Source organism: Nocardia sp. NPDC059240 (genome assembly GCF_042753865.1).
Classification (GTDB): domain Bacteria; phylum Actinomycetota; class Actinomycetes; order Mycobacteriales; family Mycobacteriaceae; genus Nocardia.
In genome coordinates this window covers 634964-652591 of record NZ_JBHZAC010000001.1, presented here as the reverse complement: position 1 = coordinate 652591, position 17628 = coordinate 634964, and the positions used below count along the sequence as shown (strand labels likewise).

The window sequence follows — 17628 nt, the reverse complement described above, 5'->3', positions numbered from 1 at the left end:
CGACGGCCGGCCGATCACGGCTCCGCGGGCTGCAAGGCGGCCACGATCTCGTCGGCGAGCAGAAAAGGAGCCAGGCCGTGGCCGTGCTTGTTGCGGTGCACGAGCGAGATGACGTTGTTGCTGAAGGCATCTCGCACCGGCCGGAAGGCGAGGCGGCCGTCGTGCACCTCCTCGGCGACATCGAACTCACTGAGGAAGGCGATGGCCTCGCCGGACATGGCGAGCCGCTTCATCGTCTCGATCGAGTTGGTGTGGAAGGCGGGCTCGACGTCGAGGCCGGCCTTGGCGAAGGCTTCGGCGACGATGCCGTGAATCACCATCGAGCGGTCGGCGAGGATCGTCGGATACGCCGTGCACTGGGCGAGCGGAATCGTATCCATATGGGCCAGTGGATGACTCGTGGAGACCACGGCTCCGAGCCGGGTGTTCATCCGCCAGCGGACCTCGACCTGGGTCGAGGACGGGATATTGAAGCCGAGCCCCAGATCGGCCTCGCTGTTCTCGACCGCCCGCAGGATATCCAGGGTCGCCATGGTGCGGATCGCAATCCGGATCCGGGGATGACGGGCGTGGAAGGTCGCCGCGGCGGTGGCGACCACGCTGCTGGCCAGACCGGTCATCGTCGCGATCACCACCTCCCCGCTGCCGAGCGCATGCAGATCGCGGATATCGGCGACCGTCTCGCGATACTGCCGCAGTGTCAGGCGGATGTGCGTGAGCAGCGCCTCACCGGCCGGGGTGGGGCGCATACCGCGCGGCAGGCGCTCGAAGAGCTGCTGATCGAGTTCGGCTTCGAGCAGCAGGATCTGCCGGTTGATCGCGGAGGGCGCGACGTGCAACTTCGCGCCCGCCGCCCGGATGGAACCGAGACGCGCCACCTCGTCGACGTACTGCAGCAACCGGGAATGGAGCATGGCGTGCCTCCTGCGCCGCTCGAACGAAAACTCGGCCACATCGTACGAAAAATGTGTACACCTCGCGCGAAAACGGATGCTTGTCGGCAACAGTGCCTTCGCGTTTCATCGGTACCAGGCACATACGCCGAAACACCAGCGTGAGGATCGCAATGCACCAACACCTGTCGACAACCGACGTCCCGGCCTCGGAGGTCTCCGCCCAAGACGACTACGTACGAACGATTTTCAGCATCCTGGAAGGCGAGCGGGAAGCCGACCTGCTGCTGCGCAATCTGAATATTCTCGATGTGCACAGCGAAAGCGTTTATCCCGGAACCCTTCTGGTCCACGGCGGACGGATCATCGCGCTGAGCCCGGACGAATCGATCGTGCGTTTCCGGGAAGTCTTCGACGGCCAGGGCCTGTACGCGATTCCGGGCCTCATCGACGCGCACCTGCATTTCGAATCCCAGCTCGCGCACCCGGCGGCATTCGGGGAGGCGATCGTGCCCAGCGGCACGACCACGGTCTTCGGCGAGACCCTCGACTTCGCCAGCGCGGCAGGCGATGAGGCGGTCGAGGCCGCCCGGGCGCTGTTCGCCGACCACGAGGCACTGCCGTATCGCCTGTATGCCTTCGCGCCGGGCAAGAAGACCACGCCCGAGGTCACCGAGGCGATGCTGGCGATGGATCCGGTCATCGGGCTGGGCGAATTGGCCCACCTGTCCTACATGACCGGCAACGCCGACGACTTCCGCAAGTCCGCGCTCGGACGGGCGAACGCGGGAGTCGTGAACTGTCACTGGGGCGTGACGTCACTGTCGGACACGCTGCTGAACTACATGCCCGCGATCGGCGTCGACAACAATCACGACGTCTGGAACGAGGACGATATCGAGAAAAGCATCCGATACGGCCTCAACACGCAGATCAAATTCGGCGTCGGCAGCCCCGAGGTCATTCGAACCATGTTGCGCGCCATCGTGAAACGCCGCTGGCCCGCCGAGAACTTCCAACTCTGCGCGGACAATATCTCGGTGGATCGCGTGCTGCGGCACGGGCATATCGACTGGGTCATCTCCCTGGCCGTCGAGATGGGGATGCCGCCGATCCAGGCGATCAAGATGGGCACGCTCTACACCGCACGGTCCTTCCACAAGGATCGCGACCTCGGCTCGCTGAGCCCGGGACGATTCGCCGACATCGTGCTGACCGACAGCCTCTCGAAGATCAACCCCCGCTATGTGTTCAAGGGCGGCAAGCTCGTCGCGCAGGACCGCGTGCTGCTCGAGCCGGTCGACATCGACTATTCGGCCCTCGCCACGATGCCCGAGCGCGGGCTCGGCGACCTGCGCGCCGACCAACTCGACCTCGTCCCGATCGAGATCTCGGCCGACGGCAGCCGGGCGAAGGTGCTGTTGTTCGATGTGTACGGGCGGGGGCATCTGAAGTTCGCCCAGGAGGTCTGGGTGCCGTATCGCGACGGCGTGGTCGTCCCCGAATACGAAGGGGCGCCGCTCAATCGGATCTCCCTCGTGCAGCGATACGCCGACGGGGCACGGCACACCGTGAACGGGCTGTTCAAAGGCGTCTCGATCGACACCGGCGCGGTCTCCACCTTTTGGCCGGCACCGTCGGCCTACTTCGTCGTCGTCGGCACCGACAGCGCCGAGATGCACGACAATCTCCGGCAGTTGGACGGGCATGTGGGCGGTTGCCTGGTCACCGCGGACGGGGAGACGAAAGCCCTACTGCCACTGGACTTCTACGGCGTGATGGCGGACATGAACCTGACCGACCTCGTCGACGCCACCCGATCGATCGACGACGCACTGCTGAAACTCGGCAATCACAACGAGGGCGAACCCGTCGTCAACAAGCTGCTGACACTGTTCATCTCGCTCGACCGCTTCGGGTTCATGCAGTAGCCCGGCGCGAGAGACAAGGATTCGACCGTCATGCACGACAAAGACGCGGGAGTCATCGACACCGGAAACACAGTGCGCCGCTGGATCACCTATATAGCCGGGATCTACATCCTGACAATGGGTCTCAGCCTGGCCGTCCGAGCGGGCATCGGCATCTCGCCGCAGAGCAGTCTCACCCGCACGATGACATTGGTGGTGCCCAGACTCAGCCAGGGCAACTTCAATCTCATGCTCGAGGTCATCGCGCTGCTCGCGACCTTCGCGGTCAGGCCGCGAGAGTTCAAGGCGGGCAATCTGCTCTCGCTGGTCCCCGCGCTGATCCTGGCCGTACTGCTCGACTTCAACCTGCGGCACACCGCCTGGCTCACTCTCGGCGCGTACCCCGCCAAGGTTGCGCTGCTGTTCGCCGCCGACGCCATGCTGGCCTTCGGGCTGTTCCTGATGATCCGCGCCAACCTGGTGCTGATGCCCATCGACATGTTCGTCAATACCGTCCAACGGGTCACGGGCCGCAAATGGGGAAACATCAAGACAGTCTTCGACTGCACGTTGCTCGCCCTTTCGGCAAGCATCGGCGTGATCTTCCTGGGCGCACCGCATTTCATCCGCGAGGGCACGATCCTCAACGCGATCCTCGTCGGCCAGTACGTGAAGATCTATTTCTTCCTGTACCGCAGGTACACGGTCCGGCGTCGCTCGAGCGAGCCACCGAAACCGGTGGCTGGCAGCGCTGTTCGCGGCGGCGAAGAATGATATGGATCGCGCCGGTCGGGGAACCATCGCGTCGCCCGGCACGGGATTCCGTCGTGGAGGAACGCCCATGTTCAGGAGATCCGGGATCTTCACCGATCCACCCGTAGCGTTGACGGCCGCCGAATTGCGCTCGGGGCTGGCGGGCGCCCGGCGAGCTGCCCGGCAAGCCCTTAAAACGCTGCGTACGGCAGGCGGCCAATACCGGCGCTATCGGCGGGACGCCGGCACGACCTATGTGGACTGGCCGCGATGGCACAGCGAGTACCTCCGCGAGTATCGGCGGGGATCGGATTGGGTCAGACCCGACAACCCGGGCGGGATTTCGGGAGCGGCATCCTTCAGCGGAACGCTGTGACGTCGGTTCGTGTAGACCGTGCGGTTGGATTGGTTGGCGCGCAAGGTGTTTTGAGAAAACATGATGCGGCGGGTGCGATGGCCGAGTTTGCGTGAACACGCCGCGTCCCGGTTCACCCGGTAGCCGATGGCTATGGGTAGCGTCCCAGTCATGGGGGATGTCGTATTCGGAAACTGCCTGGCCGTCGACCAATCCGATCGCCGGGGTTGGGCGAAACCCATTGGTCATTGTCCGCCCGCGCCTTCGGTATGGCGTACGTATCACGGAGGAACGCGATCATGAACATGCTGCACAGCTCGATCACGGTGGCCTTCGTGATGTGGTCGGCCTGATCCCCGCGGAGATGGCAGCCATCCATACAGGTCAGCGGGTGCCGGCGTGACGGACGAGGAGTTCGGGCGCATCATCCCGCTGTTCGGAGACCTCGGCGCGGGGGAGCGGGCCGAGTTCCCCTCCTGCCCCGTCGAACGGCCGACTCCCGACGATGAACTGACCCGCCGGCTCATCGAACTCGTCGTGTCCATCGGCGGCGGTGATCGGGCCGCGTTCACCGAGCTGTACCGGCTCACCAGCCACCGGGTGTTCGGGCTGGCGCTGCGCATGCTCGGCAATCGGGCGACCGCGGAGGAGGTCACGCAGGAGGTCTACCTGCAGATCTGGGTGCTCGCCGGCCGCTACGACGCGACGATTTCCAGCCCGATCGGATGGCTGATGATGCTGGCCCATCGGCGCGCGGTGGACCGGATTCGGATCGATCGTTCGTCCACGCATCGCGAAATCGCCTTCGGGCATTTGCATCTGGGCCAGGACCGCGATGTCGTACTCGAAGAAGTCGAGCAGATTCAGGATGAGCAGGCCGTGTCGCAGTGCCTCGACGCGCTGACCGCGCTGCAGCGCGAGACGATCGCGCTCGCGTACTACGGGGGCAGAACGTATACCGAGGTGGCCGAACACCTCGGCACCCCCGTGCCCACCGTGAAGTCACGGATCCGGGACGGACTCAAACGCCTGGCCGACTGCCTGCTGGGGAGCGGACCGAAGTAGCCACCACGACTCCTGTTCGGCACGTGGCGAGATCACCGTGTTCGCGACCGCCGGTCTTGTATTGTCTGGGCATTCCGCCTGTGTTCCGCGTTGTAGCCGCCCCCTCGCCTACGCTCCGCTCAACAGGAAGTGACCGACAATGACCGCCGACGGGCCGTCGAACGAAGATCTGCTCGAGCTCGCCTACCTCTATGCGATGGACGCCGTCACCGAATTGGAACGGGCCGTCATCGAGCAGCGGCGGCAGCGGGCCGACCGGGCAACCGCCGCGGCATTCGACGAAATCGTGACGCGGGTCCGCGTGGCGCTCGCCATGGTCGTCCGGTTCGACTCCTGCCCTCCGCCACCCGAATTGGAGGATCGGGTGCTGCGCGCACTCGATCGGCACGACACCGCGCAGGCCACGGAAAGAGATGATCCGTCGGACGGCGCAGCACCGCTGGGCTGGCTGTGCGCGATCGCGAGCGTGCTGATCATCCTGAGCACGAGCACGTACCTGATCTACGACCGTGCAGTCGATCCCGGCCCGATCGTGGCCGCCGCCGTCGCCGTCCTCGATCGATAGGGCTCGGCCAGCAAGCACTACGCTCCGGCGGCGCGTGCGGCGCGACGGGACAACGCGGCGAAGGCATCCCGCAGCGCTTCCGGGCCGATGACCTCGATCTCGGTGTCGAAACGGGCCAGCGTCGCGGCGAGCGCGGCCCAGGACCAGGAACCGGTCAGCAGCCTGGTTCGGGTCGGGCCGAGTTCCTCCACCACCGCGTCGCCGGCGAACGCGGCAACCTGTGCGGCGGGGAGATCGAGAACCACTTCGCCGCGACAGGGCCAGGTGTTCACCCGCTCGGAGCCTTTGAACCGGGCCGAAAGGAATTCGGCGACATCGTCGTTCGGTACCGGCCGGGGAGTGAAGCGCGGCCCGTTGGGGACGCGCAGCGCCATCCGATCGGCGCGGTAGATCCGCCAATCCTGCTGCCCGGGATCCCAGCCGATCAGATACCAGCGTCCACCCCGGGCCACGAGGTGATGCGGTTGCACCCGCCGGGCCGGGCGCGACCCGAGGTCATCCGAACCGCCTGCCGACCGGTAATCGAATCGCACCTCCTCCGCGGACCGGACCGCGGCGCTCAACGCCAGCAGCACCGCGGTGTCGGCCTGGGAATCGGTGCCGCGCGATTCGACGGCGGTCACCTCGAGCGCGTCGACGCGCTGCCGCAGCCGCGACGGCAGCACCTGCCGCACGGTCGCCAAAGCGCGGGCCGCCGCCTCCTCGATACCCGCTCCCGTCCCGACCGCTATCCGCAATGCCACCGCGAGCGCGACCGCCTGTTCGTCATCGAACAGCAGCGGCGGCAGCTCGCTACCGGCCTCGAGCCGATAACCACCCTCCGGTCCCTTCACCGCGTGAACCGGATAACCGAGCTCGCGCAGCCGATCGATGTCACGGCGAACAGTGCGTTCACTGACAGCCAGCCGCTGCGCGAGCAGCATGCCCGGCCAGTCCCGACGAACCTGCAACAGCGACAACAACGAGAGCAAACGGCGGGAGGTCACCTTCGACGACGCGATCGGCATAGTGGCCAGACTGCCAGAAGAAGCGGACATTCCCTGACCTGTACCGCTGCGAAGGTGAATTCGTCGCCGGAACCCTCCGGCCACCAATCACCGCGAAGGAACCGGATCACCATGTCGGTAAACACTGTCACCCACTTGAACTTCCACGGTCAGGCCCGCGCAGCCCTCGAGTTCTACCAGTCGGTGTTCGGAGGACAGCTCATCATCGCCACGTACGGAGACTTCGGAATGCCCGCGGAGTTGCCCGACGCCACGAAGGTGGTATTCGGGCAGATCATCGCCGACAACGGTTTCCGGGTCATGGCCTACGACGTACCGGGCGCAAATGCCCCGAGCCCCCACGACACGCCCCTCACCCGCCGCGAGCACGGCACCACCGTCACCACCGAACCCTTCTTCCTCTCGGTGCGCGGCGACACCGTCGAGGAAATCGCCACACTGTGGGACCGCCTCTCGGACGGCGCGACCATCATCGAAAAATTCGGCCCGGCCCAATGGGCACCCGGCTTCGGAATGCTCCGCGACCGCTTCCACATCACCTGGATCCTCGACGTCGCAACCGAATACGCCCCGTCCTGAGCTGAACCTCTTGGCGCACAATGAGAAAGTCTCTTTCGGGATCGTTCAGCGAGACGACCCGAAGTTGCCCGCCGCCGAAGGGTTGAATCGACGCATCAACGGGCAGAGACCATCTCGGCTCAATGTACACGCTGGTACCAAGTGCAAAGGACGGCATCACATGAATGAGAGCATGTGTCGTTCCTGAGCGCGCACGGTATCTGCCGAGCCACCGGCCAGCCGATCGTTCACCAGGATCTTGACCGCGACACAGGGGTTGCCGGTGTGCTGGCCACCGGCAACCCCGCCGAGTACGGTGCTGTGCTGCGCCGACTCACCGAAACAGTGGCGTCGGGCACGAACCTTCGACCAGGCCAACACCTCCGCGTGGAAAGAGGACGCACAGTGATCGACCACGTCTACATCTCCGTCACCGATATCGACAAGGCGCTCACGTTCTACCTCGAAGCCCTTGCCCCCGTGGGCTGGAGCGCATTCGGGAACTACAGCGCCACGTCCGGGCCGGACACTGTGCCCGACCTCTTCGGTCTCGGCGACGCCGATTACATCTCCGGCACGAAGGTCGGCTCGAGCATCTGGCTGCGCCGGCGCGAACCCGGCGAGACGGGCCTCTACCTCGGCATCGTGTGCAACAGCAACGAAATGGTCGACGCAGCGTATGCCGCTGCCATCAAGGCAGGTGGAATCGACGAGGGCGTACCGGCCGACCGGACCTACTTCGCGTCCGGCTATTACGCCGCCAACGTGCGCGATAGCGACGGCAACCGCCTCGAGTTCGTCTGCAAAGCCTGGAACACGGCGCGGTAGCCAATTACATCGTGCACATGGTCATCCGGACTCTCGGCTGGCCAGAACCTAGCGATATGGGTCCCTGCAGGCGCTTCTCGGCGGATGGAATCTTCCGCAGAATCGAATCGATCCCGGTTGAAGATATTGGGCGCGAGGCGATTTGGAGGATGAGGTGTCTATTGGACTCCAGCAGGCGCAGGCTATTGTCGCCGCTGCCGAGGAGCGGGCGCGGCAGATCGGTGTGCCGATGAATATCGCGGTGATGGATGGCGGCGGTCATCTGCTCGCGTTCGCCCGCATGGACCGTGCGATCCTCGGTTCGATCGATATCGCGCTGGCGAAAGCGAAGACATCGGTTCTGTTCAACGGCCCCAGTGAGAACCTGTGGGAATTCTGCAAACCGGGTGGGCCCGCACCAGCCACGGAGCTCACCAACGGAGGCTTGATCCCGTATGCCGGTGGTGTGGCGATCAATGACGAAGACGGTAGCTTGCTCGGCGCGATCGGGGTGTCCGGCGGTCTGCCGGTACAAGACGGTGACGTCGCCAGGGCCGGTGTCGCCCAGCTGTTCCAGGAGGCCAAGTGATGAAGAAGGTTCTGATCACCGGTGCGGGCAGCGGTTTGGGCAAAGGGACAGCGATCGGGCTTGCACGGGCGGGCCATGCGGTGATCGCGACCACGCAGATCTGGCCACAGGTCTCCGAGTTGCGCGCGCAGGTCGAGGAACTCGGTCTGGCCGACCGTGTCACCGTGGACAAGCTGGACATCCTCGACCAGCGCGATGTCGACAGTGCCATGCGGTACGACTTCGATACCCTCGTCAGTAACGCCGGTACCGGTTTCGGTGGCCCGCTGGCCGAGATTCCGGTCGAATTGGTGCGGGAGACATTCGAAACCAATGTGTTCTCGAATCTGAATCTGATGCAGCGGGCGATCCGCAAGTTCGTCGATGCGGGTACCCGCGGCCGCCTCGTGATCGTGAGTTCGATGGGTGGCATGCTTACTGCGTACGGGCTCGGTGCCTATTGCTCGAGCAAGCATGCCATCGAAGGGATCGCGGCGACCTTGCGTGATGAACTGGCGCAGGGTGGAACCGGGATCACGGTGCAGACCATCAACCCGGGGGCCTACGACACCGGATTCAACGATCGACTGGGCGACAGCACCTTTCACTGGCAGGACGACGCGGTGAACTTCACCTCGAGGTCCTCGATCGAGAAGGTGTTCTCCGAGATCATGCAGCGGCAATACGATCCGCAGGACATGATCGACAAGATGGTCGAAGTCATCGGCGCGGACAAGGGCAACTACCGCACCGTGTGGCCCTTGGCGACCGAGGAGCTCGTCAAGCAGGTCCAACAGGACGCCTGGACTCGCCAAGTCATCTCGGAGTAGCGCCGACACCGCTATCACTCAGGGGCGCAAGGGAAGTCGGAGTCTTCCCGTACGGCTGCCCCGCTGGGTCCACGTTGAGTCGGTGGCGGTCGAGGACAGGGCGGCTGGGTTCTGTGCTGATATTGGAGCCGGTGGGTGCGCGGCCCGGAAGTTCGCCCGATAGGTCAGCGGTGGCACGCCGGTCTGGCGGACGAACTGCGGGCGCATCGCGGTGGCATTGGCGAATCCCGCATGGCGAGCGACGATTTCGACGGTGGTGTCGGTGGTTTCGAGCAGCTCGCGGGCATAGCGGACCCGCGCGTTGAGCAGCCACTGCAACGGAGTGGTCCCGAAGTGGGATCGGAAGTGCCGGTTGAGGCTTCGCACGCTCAGCGACGCATGCTCGGCGATATCAGCGAGTGTCAACGGACGGTGCAGATTGGCATTCATCCATTGCAAGGTGTCGCCGAGCAGAACATCGGTATCGGCCGGGGCGGGGTGGGCGATGAACTGGGCCTGCCCGCCTTGACGCTGCGGTGGCATCACGGTGTGGCGTGCGGTGTCGGTGGCGGTCGCGGCACCCAGATCGCGGCGCACCAGTTGCAGACACAGGTCGAGTCCGGCAGCCACACCCGCGGACGTGCACACCGTGCCGTCTTCCACGTACAGCACAGCGGGATCCACCTCGACCTGCGGATACCGCTGCGCCAAGAGGTCGGCGTGCTCCCAATGCGTGGTGGCCCGGCGGCCGTCGAGCAGACCGGCGGCGGCCAGGATGAAAGCCCCGGTGCACACCGACGCGATGCGTGCGCCGCGCGCGTGCGCATCGCATAGCGCGTTCAGCACTTTGGCCGGTGGATCGGCGTGGGTGGGCGCGCGGCCGGGAACGACGATGGTATGTGCCTCGGTGAGCGCGTCCAGGTCCCAGTCGGTGCGCAAATCGACTGCGCCGAAAACAGAATCGGTGCGTGCCCGGCGTCCGGGGGCGACGATGCGGATTTCGTAGGTTGGCGTGGCTGCGAGGAGGTTGGCCGCGCCGAACACCTGGCCGGGGACTGCGAGCTCGAAGGCGACCACGTTGTCGAGCGCGAGAACCGCCACGATCTTCATGGCCAGATCATAGCGACATTAGTCTTTCTGGCCACTGTCGAGGTATGGGCGACCCCACCAGAATCGAAGGCGCCGAACGCCGCCAACCCGACGGCCGATGGCGCTACGCCATCGACCACCCGTTCTTCAACCACTGACACTCGAGGAGAAACATGACCATCGATGCTGGTGCACGATTGGAATTCCACGTGCCGACAACGGAATTGGCGATCGCCGCCGACGAACTGGCTCTGTCGGTGTCGCCGGAGTTCATCTACAACCACGCAATGCGCGGCTACCTGTTCGGACGCGAGATCGCGGCCGCGATGGGCATGCGCGCCGGAGCCGACTACGACGACGAACTTGTCTTCGTCGCGTCCATCCTGCACGACCTCGGAGCCACGGAGCACGCCAACGGTAACCAACGTTTCGAGGTGGACGGCGCTGACGCCGCTGCGGAATTCCTCGACAGCCGAGGAGTTGATCCCGACCGCGTGAAGCCGGTGTGGAATGCGATCGCACTGCACACCAGCGACGGCCTGTGTCATCGTTTCGGGCCCACCGAAGCCGTGACCCAAATGGGTATCGGAGCCGACATCATCGGCCGCTTCCGCGACAAGCTCCCACCGGAATTCGCCGACCGGGTCCACACGGCGTATCCCCGCTACAACCTCGGCTACGCCCTCTCCGAGACGATCGCCGACCAGATCCACGCGAACCCCGCCAAGATGGCCTCCCCGATGAGCTTCCCCGCCCACGTGTACCAACTGCAGTACCCCGACCATGCCCCCACGCTCACCTGGCACGACATCCTCGACGCCTCGGGATGGGCCGACAAACCGAGAGGCTGAACGTGGCAATTGTCTTCCGCGCCAGAATGATTGAAATCGATCTCGGTTATCGAGTGAGACAGGCTTGGATGCGGGTCATCAGTTCGGCGGTGCGGAAGGGCTTGGGCAGGTAGTCGCATGCGCCTGCGGTCAAGGCGAGATCGATGACGGCGGGCTCGGTTTCGGCGGACACGATCATGACCGGGGCCGAGGAGCTCTCGCGCAGCCGCAAGCAGACCTCGATGCCGGAGAGGTCGGGGAGCAGAATCTCGAGCAGGATCAGGTCGGGATGCCACCGTGAGTTGAGGGCCAGCGCTTGGGTGCCGGAGCCGGCGTGGAGGGCGTCGTACCCCGCGGCCGCCAGCACGAGGAGGGCCATCTCGGCGGTCGTGGCGTGCTGCTCGACCACGAGCACCCTGGAAGTCGGTACAGGCGGGGACGGCGGGATCGGCGGGTGCGGGGCACGCGTGATCGAGAGCTGATGAGTGTTCATGGGTTAACCCCTATCGACCGGATCCCCCGACCCGTTGTGTCGTCCCGCTTCCAACGCCTCCGCAGGTCAATCAAGAACCGACTGGTCTGTGCGCTAAAACCGGGCCTTGAGACTAAGCCGACAGCAATCGATCGGCAATCAGAATGTTGGAATTGTCCCGCACACGTCGGCCGCTGTTCACTGCTGCGAGACCGCTTCGAGACCTCAACACATCGACGTGACCACACCGCGACCCACCCGCGACCTGCACGATCGAACGGCGAAACGAGTTGTTGCCGACGAGACCCGTTGGCGGCGTCATGGATTCGTCGTGTCCAATCCTGAGCTCATCGGGGCGAACGTCAGGTTGTTGCGAGCAGTCCTCCGTCTATGACGAAATCCGACCCGGTGATGTTCGCGGCACGGGGGCTGGCGAGGAAGACTGCGAGGTCAGCGATCTCGTCGGGGCGGGTGAATCTGCCGGTGACCGATCCTGCCGCGGCGCGCCGAATTGATGGCCCGATCGATCTGGGCCGCGCTACACGGCATCGCCGAACTCATGCTGCGTCAACCGAACAAGCGGTTCGGACTGGACGCCGCGCCGGAGGAACTGGCGGTCGCCACGCTGTCGACCCTGCTCGGACTGTAACGCGCGGCCACCGCTGGGATGACTGGCTCGAGCTGACGGTCGGCGCAACACTGAAGCGATGTGGGTGCGGCGTCTGGAATCCCTGGCAGGTCTGTCGGCGGCAGCGACCGCGGATCATCTGCTGTTGTCGAGCGTCGAGCCGTACGGGGATGTCGCCGCCTGGGTGGGAGCTGATGGCACTGCTGCTTTCGGCGGATCTGATCGGGGTCCCGGTCTCGTCGATTGGCTGACGGTGATCGGGCCGCACGCATCGGAGTTGCTGCGGCATGTTTTGGCGGACATTCCCACTGTGCCGCAAGGAATATCGGTTCCGAGGGGCACGGATCTGAGTGGCCTTCGTGTGACCTGCCTCGAGCAATGGGATCAAATGGTGAGGGCCCGGACTGTGGGGGCCGAGCCCCTCGTGCCCGGTGACGAGTGCGTTGTCGAGATAGCGCCGAATACATTGGCGGACGACGAAATTCGTGATCTGCTGGCACTCGCGAACCCGACGTACTCGCTGCATCCCGGGGACCCGGGGATCGACGTCTGGGCCGTTGTCCGTGACTCCGCGGGTGCCCTTGTCGGGTGCGGGGCGTACTGCAGGCGCGCCGGCGGTGTGGGCTGGTTGGGCTCCATCGCGACCCTGCCGACGGCACGCGGGCGGGGCATCGGTGCGGCGGTCGGTGCCCGACTGACGCGTCGCTCGATCTCGGCGGGTGACCGGCTCTGCGCGTTGCATCACTGGCACCCCAACGAGCCTGCGCGGCGGCTCTACCTGCGGTTGGGCTACACGACCACGCATCAGATGACCAGCGGCGAGCTCGACGCTCGACCGGGCGGTGGCGACCCATGTCGCAGGTAAGGCAGGTGATAAGCGGCGTGCCGGTGCGCAATTGGGTCATTCCGATGGTGGGCAGGTGGCGTTGGGGCGCTGTTGTGGGAGGCCGGAATGGAATGGGTGGCGCCAGTGAGTCATTCAGACTGAAACATCGTTGCGTCAACGGTAGGGTGACCTGCTGGAATCCGAATGTTGTCGGGTTCGGTTCGAGCGCTATTGGGAGATTCATGAGTTACACGAAGTTTGTCGCCACTGCATTTATCGCTGCGGCGGCTACCGGGATTGCCGCGGGCACGGGTTATGCGGCTCCGGTGGATCCGGCTCCGGCGGTGCAGCCGGCGGATTCGACGCTGCGCGGTAGTGAGCAGGGTGTCGACTACAGCGTGGTGGTGAACGATGCGAACGCTATCGTCACTCAGGTGAGTGGTGGACAGTTCAGCCTGGATTCGGCGGCACAGACCGTGCTGTTGAAGAACCAGGCCGGTGACGTGGTGACGCGGGTGCCGTTGAACGGGGTGCTCGCGGGCAAGCAGTACGGGCTGACCGCCGCCATCGATACCGCCGGCTCCCGGTTGACGCTGACCTCGGTGTCGGCGCCGCTGGCCTCGGCCAAGGACATCGATGCGTCGGGCGACTTCTTCGGGCAGCTGCAGCATGCCGCGATCGGCGGCATCATCGGCGGCATCCTGGGCGCGTTCCTGTTCGGGATCGGCGCGATTCCGGGCGCGATCATCGGACTACTGGTCGTCGGCGGGCAGCCGCTGATCGATTCGGGTTCGGCCATGCTCAGCGGGCAGAACTGAAAACGCTGATTCTCGGCGGGACCCGGGAAGCCCGGGACCTGGCCGATATCGCTTCCGGTGAGCGGGGATTCGAGATCGTCTCCTCGCTCGCCGGGCGCGTGCGCGAACCCGTCCTGCCGGTCGGGGACGTGCGGGTGGGGGGATTCGGGGGAGTCGACGGGCTGCGGGAGTGGCTGGTAGGGAACCGGATCGAAGCCGTGGTGGATGCCACGCACCCGTTCGCCGAGGGGATTACCGCCAACGCGGCGGTGGCTGCCGCGAGTCTGGGATTGCCGGTGCTGCACGTGCGGCGGCCGGGGTGGCATGAGCGCGACGGGGATCGTTGGGTCCGCGTGCCTGATTTGGGGGCGGCGGCGGAAGCCCTTGCGGGGCTTGGTGATCACGTGTTCCTGACGATCGGTCGACAGGGTGTGGCGGCGTTCGCGGACTCGGGCGCTTGGTTCCTGATCCGGGCTATTGATCCACCCGAGGGAGCGTTGCCGAAGCGGCACGAATTATTGCTCGCGCGTGGGCCTTTCAGTGTTGCCGAGGAGATCGCGCTGCTGCGGAAACGGCGGATCGATGTCGTGGTGACCAAGGACAGCGGGGGAGCGCTGACCGAGGCCAAGCTCACCGCGGCGCGTGAGCTTGGCATCCCGGTCGTGATGATCGATCGGCCCGCGCTACCGGACGGCGCGGTACAGGTGGAAACCGTTGCGGCGGCCTGGGATTGGCTGCGCTCCCGCTGACCGGTAACCGACCGTCTCAGGACAGGCGGCTGGTGCGGTCCAGGAGTTCGGGGAGCCGGTCGAACCAGTCCAGGACCGCTCGTTCGTAGCGGATGCCGAAGTCGAGGGTGGCGCGCTCGAATGGGGACATGCGCTGTTCGTCCTGGCCGGAGAGGTAGCCCGAGAGGCGTTGCTCGTGGACGCCGCGATTGGCGGCGACGATGCGTTCGAGGCGGAGCGGGTCGACGAATTCGCCGAAGGACAGCGTCAGCAGCAGTGGGACGCGGATGGTTTCCGCGCCCGGGTCGCGGGCGATCCACTCCGCGAACGCCTCCCGGCCGTCCTCGGTGATGCGGTAGGGGGTGCGGTCGCGGGCGCCGGACTCGCCCTTCTCGACCAGGCCGAGCTGGTGCATTGCGGCGAGCTCCCGGTACACCTGGCTCTGGGTGATGGTCCAGAAGTCGCCGATGCGGTCCTGGGCCTGCGCCACCAGATCCCACCCGGACATTTCGCCCCGGTGTAGGAACCCGAGTAGGGACGCTGCCGTCGAGTTGAGCGGCCGTCGAGCTTTGTCTTCTGGCACCACTACCCCTTCCAGCTACGTTCTACTGTGGAATATTAGTCACCGTATCGGCGCGATGTGAACACCCGGGGTCCACCGGCCGCGTCGAACACCGTGGTGGTGGACGCGCCGACGATCAGCAGCGTGCGCATATCCACCTCGGCCGGATCCAGCTCACCGAGCGTCACCACCCGCACCGACTCGGTCGGCCCGCCCACATCGCGGCCGATCACCACCGGCGTCTCCGCCTTGCGATGCTCGAGCACCAGCTCGCGCATAGCGGCCACCTGCCACTGCCGCTGCGACGACGCCGGGTTGTAGACGGCGAACGCCATATCCGCCGACGCCACCGCCGAAATCCGTTGCGCCACCGTCTCCCACGGCTTGAGCCGATCCGAGAGCGAGATCATGGCGAAATCGTGCCCCAGCGGCGCACCCATCCGGCTGGCCACCGCGCTCGCCGCGGTCACCCCCGGCAGCACCCGCACCGGCACATCACGCCACTGCGGATCCGCCGACTCCTCGATCACCGCGGCCGCCATGGCGAATACCCCGGGATCCCCGGAGGAAACCACGACCACCTTCGCCCCGGCCTTGGCCATATCCAAAGCCATTCCGGCCCGCTCGGATTCGACCTTGTTGTCGCTGGCGTGCCGCCGCTGCCCGGCCCGCACCGGCACCCGGTTCACATAGGTGGTGTACCCGACGATGTCGGTCGCCTCGGCCAGCGCCCGCGCCACCTCCGGCGTGGTCCAGCCCTCGGCGCCGGGGCCCAGGCCCACCACCACGACCTCGCCGACGGATTCCGCCTGCGCCGCAACCGGCTTGCTCCCGGCAGCGCTGGCGATGCCCGCCCCGCCCCGCGCGACATCAGTGACCCGGGGGACGGCGGAGGTTTCCGCGTCGACACCGGCCATGGCCGCCTGCGTGCCCACCGCGACGTCAGTGCCGGGAGTGGCTGCGACACGGGTGATTTCGCTGGCGGCTGTCTGCGCTTTGCGTTCGCTCGCGGTGGCTGTGGTGGTTGCGCCCTGCTCGGTCAACGGGATTCGCGTGGCGGGCTGTGGGCCCGGAACGATGGCGATCGCGAAGTACGGGACGCTTGCTTCGTCGACGTCGGCGGCGCGTAGTACCCGCTGGCGAGTCGAGCTGGCGCGTTCGACATAGAAGGCGTCGTCGAGGCGGCCGGAGTCGGAAAGGGCTTGGCGGACACCGGGGTAGGTGCGGCCGAGCTTCATGATGGCGGCCGCGTCGGTTTCGCGCAGGCGGCGGGTGAGTTCCTCGGTGGGGAGGGTGCCGGGGAGGATGGTGAGGACCTGCTTGTCCTCGACCAGAGGGGTGGCCAGGGCGGCGGAGGCGGCGCTGACCGAGGTGACGCCGGGGATGATCTCGGTGTCGAAGCGGTCGGCCAGGCGGCGGTGCATGTGCATGAACGAGCTGTAGAACAGCGGGTCACCGGCCGCGAGCAGGGCCACGGTGCGGCCCGCCGCGAGATGTTCGGCGAGGACGGCGGCGGCGTGCTCGTAGAACTCGTCGATCGCGCCTTGGTAGCCGCCCGGGTGGTCGGTGGTCTCGGTGGTCACCGGATAGACCAGGTGCTCTTCGAGCTGGTCGGCGCGCATGTACGGGGCGGCGATGGCGCGCGAGATGCTGCGCCCGTGCCGGGCACTGTGGAAGGCGATGACATCGGCCTCGCCGATGACGCGGGCGGCCTTGACCGTCACCAGTTCCGGATCGCCGGGACCCAGCCCGACACCCCAGAGCTTGCTCATTCTTGTTCGCTCGCAATCGCATTGAGGGCGGCGGCGGTGATGGCGCTACCGCCGCGCCGGCCACGCACGGTCAGGAACTCGATATCGCCGTATTCGGCCAGCGCCTGCTTGGATTCGGCGGCCCCGATGAAGCCGACCGGGATGCCGAGGATCGCCGCCGGGCGGGGGGCGCCCGCATCCAGCATGTCGAGCAGGTGGAACAGTGCCGTCGGGGCATTGCCGATCGCGACCACCGCGCCTTCCAGGCGATCGCGCCAAAGTTCCAGCGCCGCAGCGGATCTGGTGTTGCCGATGGATGTCGCCAGCTCCGGCACCCGCGGATCGCCGAGCAGGCACAGCACCTCGTTGGCGGCGGGCAACCGCTTGCGCGTGACACCCGACGCCACCATATTGGCGTCGCACAGGATCGGCGCACCGGCCCGCATCGCGGCCCGCGCCTTCGCCACCACGTCCGTGCTGAATTCCACGTCCCCGGCCAGATCCACCTGCCCGCAGGCGTGGATCATCCGAACCACCACCTGCGACACGTCCGCCGGGAACCGGGCCAGATCGGCCTCCTCCCGAATGGTCGCGAACGAGCGCCGATAGATCTCGGCCCCGTCGGTGAGGTAGCTGGCACGTACGTCGGACATGG

21 protein-coding genes and 1 pseudogene are annotated in these 17628 nt (G+C 66.0%); 14 read left to right on the top strand and 8 right to left on the bottom strand.

Translation table 11 applies throughout. The features are described from left to right. Positions 1 to 14: 14 nt before the first annotated feature. Complete coding sequence (locus ACFXHA_RS03215) at positions 15 to 914, bottom strand: LysR family transcriptional regulator (protein WP_379352385.1); 900 nt, start codon at positions 912 to 914, stop codon at positions 15 to 17. A gap of 152 nt (positions 915 to 1066) precedes the next feature. Here ACFXHA_RS03215 and ACFXHA_RS03210 point away from each other — a divergent pair, with 152 nt between their 5' ends. From ACFXHA_RS03210 to ACFXHA_RS03190, 5 genes are all read left to right on the top strand, one after another. Beyond that, entirely contained in the window at positions 1067 to 2824 is a 1758-nt protein-coding gene (locus ACFXHA_RS03210; RefSeq protein WP_379352383.1) for an amidohydrolase family protein, read from the top strand. A gap of 30 nt (positions 2825 to 2854) precedes the next feature. After that, positions 2855 to 3577, top strand: coding sequence for a YitT family protein (locus ACFXHA_RS03205; protein ID WP_379352381.1), 723 nt, complete (start codon positions 2855 to 2857; stop codon positions 3575 to 3577). Between the two features lie 67 nt (positions 3578 to 3644). Beyond that, positions 3645 to 3932, top strand: coding sequence for a hypothetical protein (locus ACFXHA_RS03200; RefSeq protein ID WP_379352379.1), 288 nt, complete (start codon positions 3645 to 3647; stop codon positions 3930 to 3932). A 378-nt stretch (positions 3933 to 4310) separates the two neighbouring features. Further along, on the top strand, positions 4311 to 4976 hold the full coding sequence (locus ACFXHA_RS03195; protein WP_379352377.1) for a sigma-70 family RNA polymerase sigma factor: 666 nt from the start codon (positions 4311 to 4313) through the stop codon (positions 4974 to 4976). 139 nt (positions 4977 to 5115) lie between these two features. After that, positions 5116 to 5541 (top strand): hypothetical protein, encoded by a 426-nt coding sequence (locus ACFXHA_RS03190; protein ID WP_379352375.1) that lies wholly within the window; start codon positions 5116 to 5118, stop codon positions 5539 to 5541. 17 nt (positions 5542 to 5558) lie between these two features. Here the strand turns inward: ACFXHA_RS03190 and ACFXHA_RS03185 are convergent, their stop codons facing one another. Further along, positions 5559 to 6548: a helix-turn-helix transcriptional regulator gene (locus ACFXHA_RS03185; protein ID WP_379352373.1), complete on the bottom strand. Its 990-nt coding sequence runs from the start codon at positions 6546 to 6548 to the stop codon at positions 5559 to 5561. Positions 6549 to 6659: 111 nt separating this feature from the next. Here ACFXHA_RS03185 and ACFXHA_RS03180 point away from each other — a divergent pair, with 111 nt between their 5' ends. The 4 genes from ACFXHA_RS03180 to ACFXHA_RS03165 all read left to right on the top strand — a co-directional run bounded on the left by ACFXHA_RS03180 (position 6660) and on the right by ACFXHA_RS03165 (position 9311). After that, positions 6660 to 7127, top strand: coding sequence for a VOC family protein (locus tag ACFXHA_RS03180; RefSeq protein WP_379352371.1), 468 nt, complete (start codon positions 6660 to 6662; stop codon positions 7125 to 7127). Positions 7128 to 7301: 174 nt separating this feature from the next. Beyond that, positions 7302 to 7934, top strand: coding sequence for a VOC family protein (locus tag ACFXHA_RS03175; protein WP_379352369.1), 633 nt, complete (start codon positions 7302 to 7304; stop codon positions 7932 to 7934). 142 nt (positions 7935 to 8076) lie between these two features. Next, positions 8077 to 8502: a heme-binding protein gene (locus ACFXHA_RS03170; RefSeq protein WP_379352367.1), complete on the top strand. Its 426-nt coding sequence runs from the start codon at positions 8077 to 8079 to the stop codon at positions 8500 to 8502. Then, a complete protein-coding gene (locus ACFXHA_RS03165; protein ID WP_379352365.1) occupies positions 8502 to 9311 on the top strand; it encodes an SDR family oxidoreductase in 810 nt (269 codons plus the stop codon). Before ACFXHA_RS03170 ends, ACFXHA_RS03165 begins: the two co-directional genes overlap by 1 nt. Positions 9312 to 9329: 18 nt before the next feature. Here ACFXHA_RS03165 and ACFXHA_RS03160 read toward each other — a convergent pair whose 3' ends face one another. Next, entirely contained in the window at positions 9330 to 10400 is a 1071-nt protein-coding gene (locus ACFXHA_RS03160; RefSeq protein WP_379352363.1) for a GlxA family transcriptional regulator, read from the bottom strand. A 152-nt stretch (positions 10401 to 10552) separates the two neighbouring features. Here ACFXHA_RS03160 and ACFXHA_RS03155 point away from each other — a divergent pair, with 152 nt between their 5' ends. Next, entirely contained in the window at positions 10553 to 11230 is a 678-nt protein-coding gene (locus ACFXHA_RS03155; protein ID WP_379352361.1) for an HD domain-containing protein, read from the top strand. 46 nt (positions 11231 to 11276) lie between these two features. Here the strand turns inward: ACFXHA_RS03155 and ACFXHA_RS03150 are convergent, their stop codons facing one another. Further along, on the bottom strand, positions 11277 to 11702 hold the full coding sequence (locus tag ACFXHA_RS03150) for a response regulator transcription factor (RefSeq protein ID WP_379352359.1): 426 nt from the start codon (positions 11700 to 11702) through the stop codon (positions 11277 to 11279). Between the two features lie 341 nt (positions 11703 to 12043). Further along, positions 12044 to 12187, bottom strand: a pseudogene (locus tag ACFXHA_RS03145) (SDR family oxidoreductase); the annotation flags it as partial. Between the two features lie 8 nt (positions 12188 to 12195). On the opposite strand from ACFXHA_RS03145, the gene ACFXHA_RS03140 reads away from it, so the two are divergent. The 4 genes from ACFXHA_RS03140 to ACFXHA_RS03125 all read left to right on the top strand — a co-directional run bounded on the left by ACFXHA_RS03140 (position 12196) and on the right by ACFXHA_RS03125 (position 14681). Next, positions 12196 to 12330: a hypothetical protein gene (locus ACFXHA_RS03140; protein WP_379352357.1), complete on the top strand. Its 135-nt coding sequence runs from the start codon at positions 12196 to 12198 to the stop codon at positions 12328 to 12330. Between the two features lie 58 nt (positions 12331 to 12388). Then, positions 12389 to 13174, top strand: a complete 786-nt coding sequence (locus tag ACFXHA_RS03135; protein ID WP_379352355.1) for a GNAT family N-acetyltransferase — start codon at positions 12389 to 12391, stop codon at positions 13172 to 13174. A 203-nt stretch (positions 13175 to 13377) separates the two neighbouring features. Then, the gene (locus tag ACFXHA_RS03130) at positions 13378 to 13953 is read left to right on the top strand and encodes a hypothetical protein (RefSeq protein ID WP_379352354.1); all 576 of its coding nucleotides are present in this window, start codon (positions 13378 to 13380) and stop codon (positions 13951 to 13953) included. Continuing rightward, positions 13950 to 14681, top strand: a complete 732-nt coding sequence (locus tag ACFXHA_RS03125) for a cobalt-precorrin-6A reductase (protein ID WP_379353432.1) — start codon at positions 13950 to 13952, stop codon at positions 14679 to 14681. Before ACFXHA_RS03130 ends, ACFXHA_RS03125 begins: the two co-directional genes overlap by 4 nt. 16 nt (positions 14682 to 14697) lie before the next feature. Here ACFXHA_RS03125 and ACFXHA_RS03120 read toward each other — a convergent pair whose 3' ends face one another. From ACFXHA_RS03120 to ACFXHA_RS03110, 3 genes are read right to left on the bottom strand one after another with little or no spacing between them, the layout of a single operon-like run. Beyond that, a complete protein-coding gene (locus tag ACFXHA_RS03120; RefSeq protein WP_379352353.1) occupies positions 14698 to 15246 on the bottom strand; it encodes a PadR family transcriptional regulator in 549 nt (182 codons plus the stop codon). A gap of 32 nt (positions 15247 to 15278) precedes the next feature. Next, positions 15279 to 16994, bottom strand: coding sequence for a precorrin-3B C(17)-methyltransferase (gene cobJ / locus ACFXHA_RS03115; protein WP_379352352.1), 1716 nt, complete (start codon positions 16992 to 16994; stop codon positions 15279 to 15281). After that, positions 16991 to 17626, bottom strand: a complete 636-nt coding sequence (locus tag ACFXHA_RS03110) for a precorrin-8X methylmutase (RefSeq protein WP_379352351.1) — start codon at positions 17624 to 17626, stop codon at positions 16991 to 16993. The genes cobJ and ACFXHA_RS03110 overlap by 4 nt, the downstream gene beginning before the upstream one ends. Positions 17627 to 17628: the final 2 nt, after the last annotated feature.

Coding starts and splice junctions, on each gene's coding strand:
- ACFXHA_RS03215 (WP_379352385.1), bottom strand. CDS start 914: ATGCTCCATTCCCGGTTGCTGCAGTACGTCGACGAGGTGGCGCGTCTC.
- ACFXHA_RS03210 (WP_379352383.1), top strand. CDS start 1,067: ATGCACCAACACCTGTCGACAACCGACGTCCCGGCCTCGGAGGTCTCC.
- ACFXHA_RS03205 (WP_379352381.1), top strand. CDS start 2,855: ATGCACGACAAAGACGCGGGAGTCATCGACACCGGAAACACAGTGCGC.
- ACFXHA_RS03200 (WP_379352379.1), top strand. CDS start 3,645: ATGTTCAGGAGATCCGGGATCTTCACCGATCCACCCGTAGCGTTGACG.
- ACFXHA_RS03190 (WP_379352375.1), top strand. CDS start 5,116: ATGACCGCCGACGGGCCGTCGAACGAAGATCTGCTCGAGCTCGCCTAC.
- ACFXHA_RS03185 (WP_379352373.1), bottom strand. CDS start 6,548: ATGCCGATCGCGTCGTCGAAGGTGACCTCCCGCCGTTTGCTCTCGTTG.
- ACFXHA_RS03180 (WP_379352371.1), top strand. CDS start 6,660: ATGTCGGTAAACACTGTCACCCACTTGAACTTCCACGGTCAGGCCCGC.
- ACFXHA_RS03165 (WP_379352365.1), top strand. CDS start 8,502: ATGAAGAAGGTTCTGATCACCGGTGCGGGCAGCGGTTTGGGCAAAGGG.
- ACFXHA_RS03160 (WP_379352363.1), bottom strand. CDS start 10,400: ATGAAGATCGTGGCGGTTCTCGCGCTCGACAACGTGGTCGCCTTCGAG.
- ACFXHA_RS03155 (WP_379352361.1), top strand. CDS start 10,553: ATGACCATCGATGCTGGTGCACGATTGGAATTCCACGTGCCGACAACG.
- ACFXHA_RS03150 (WP_379352359.1), bottom strand. CDS start 11,702: ATGAACACTCATCAGCTCTCGATCACGCGTGCCCCGCACCCGCCGATC.
- ACFXHA_RS03140 (WP_379352357.1), top strand. CDS start 12,196: ATGGCCCGATCGATCTGGGCCGCGCTACACGGCATCGCCGAACTCATG.
- ACFXHA_RS03135 (WP_379352355.1), top strand. CDS start 12,389: ATGTGGGTGCGGCGTCTGGAATCCCTGGCAGGTCTGTCGGCGGCAGCG.
- ACFXHA_RS03130 (WP_379352354.1), top strand. CDS start 13,378: ATGAGTTACACGAAGTTTGTCGCCACTGCATTTATCGCTGCGGCGGCT.
- cobJ (WP_379352352.1), bottom strand. CDS start 16,994: ATGAGCAAGCTCTGGGGTGTCGGGCTGGGTCCCGGCGATCCGGAACTG.
- ACFXHA_RS03110 (WP_379352351.1), bottom strand. CDS start 17,626: ATGTCCGACGTACGTGCCAGCTACCTCACCGACGGGGCCGAGATCTAT.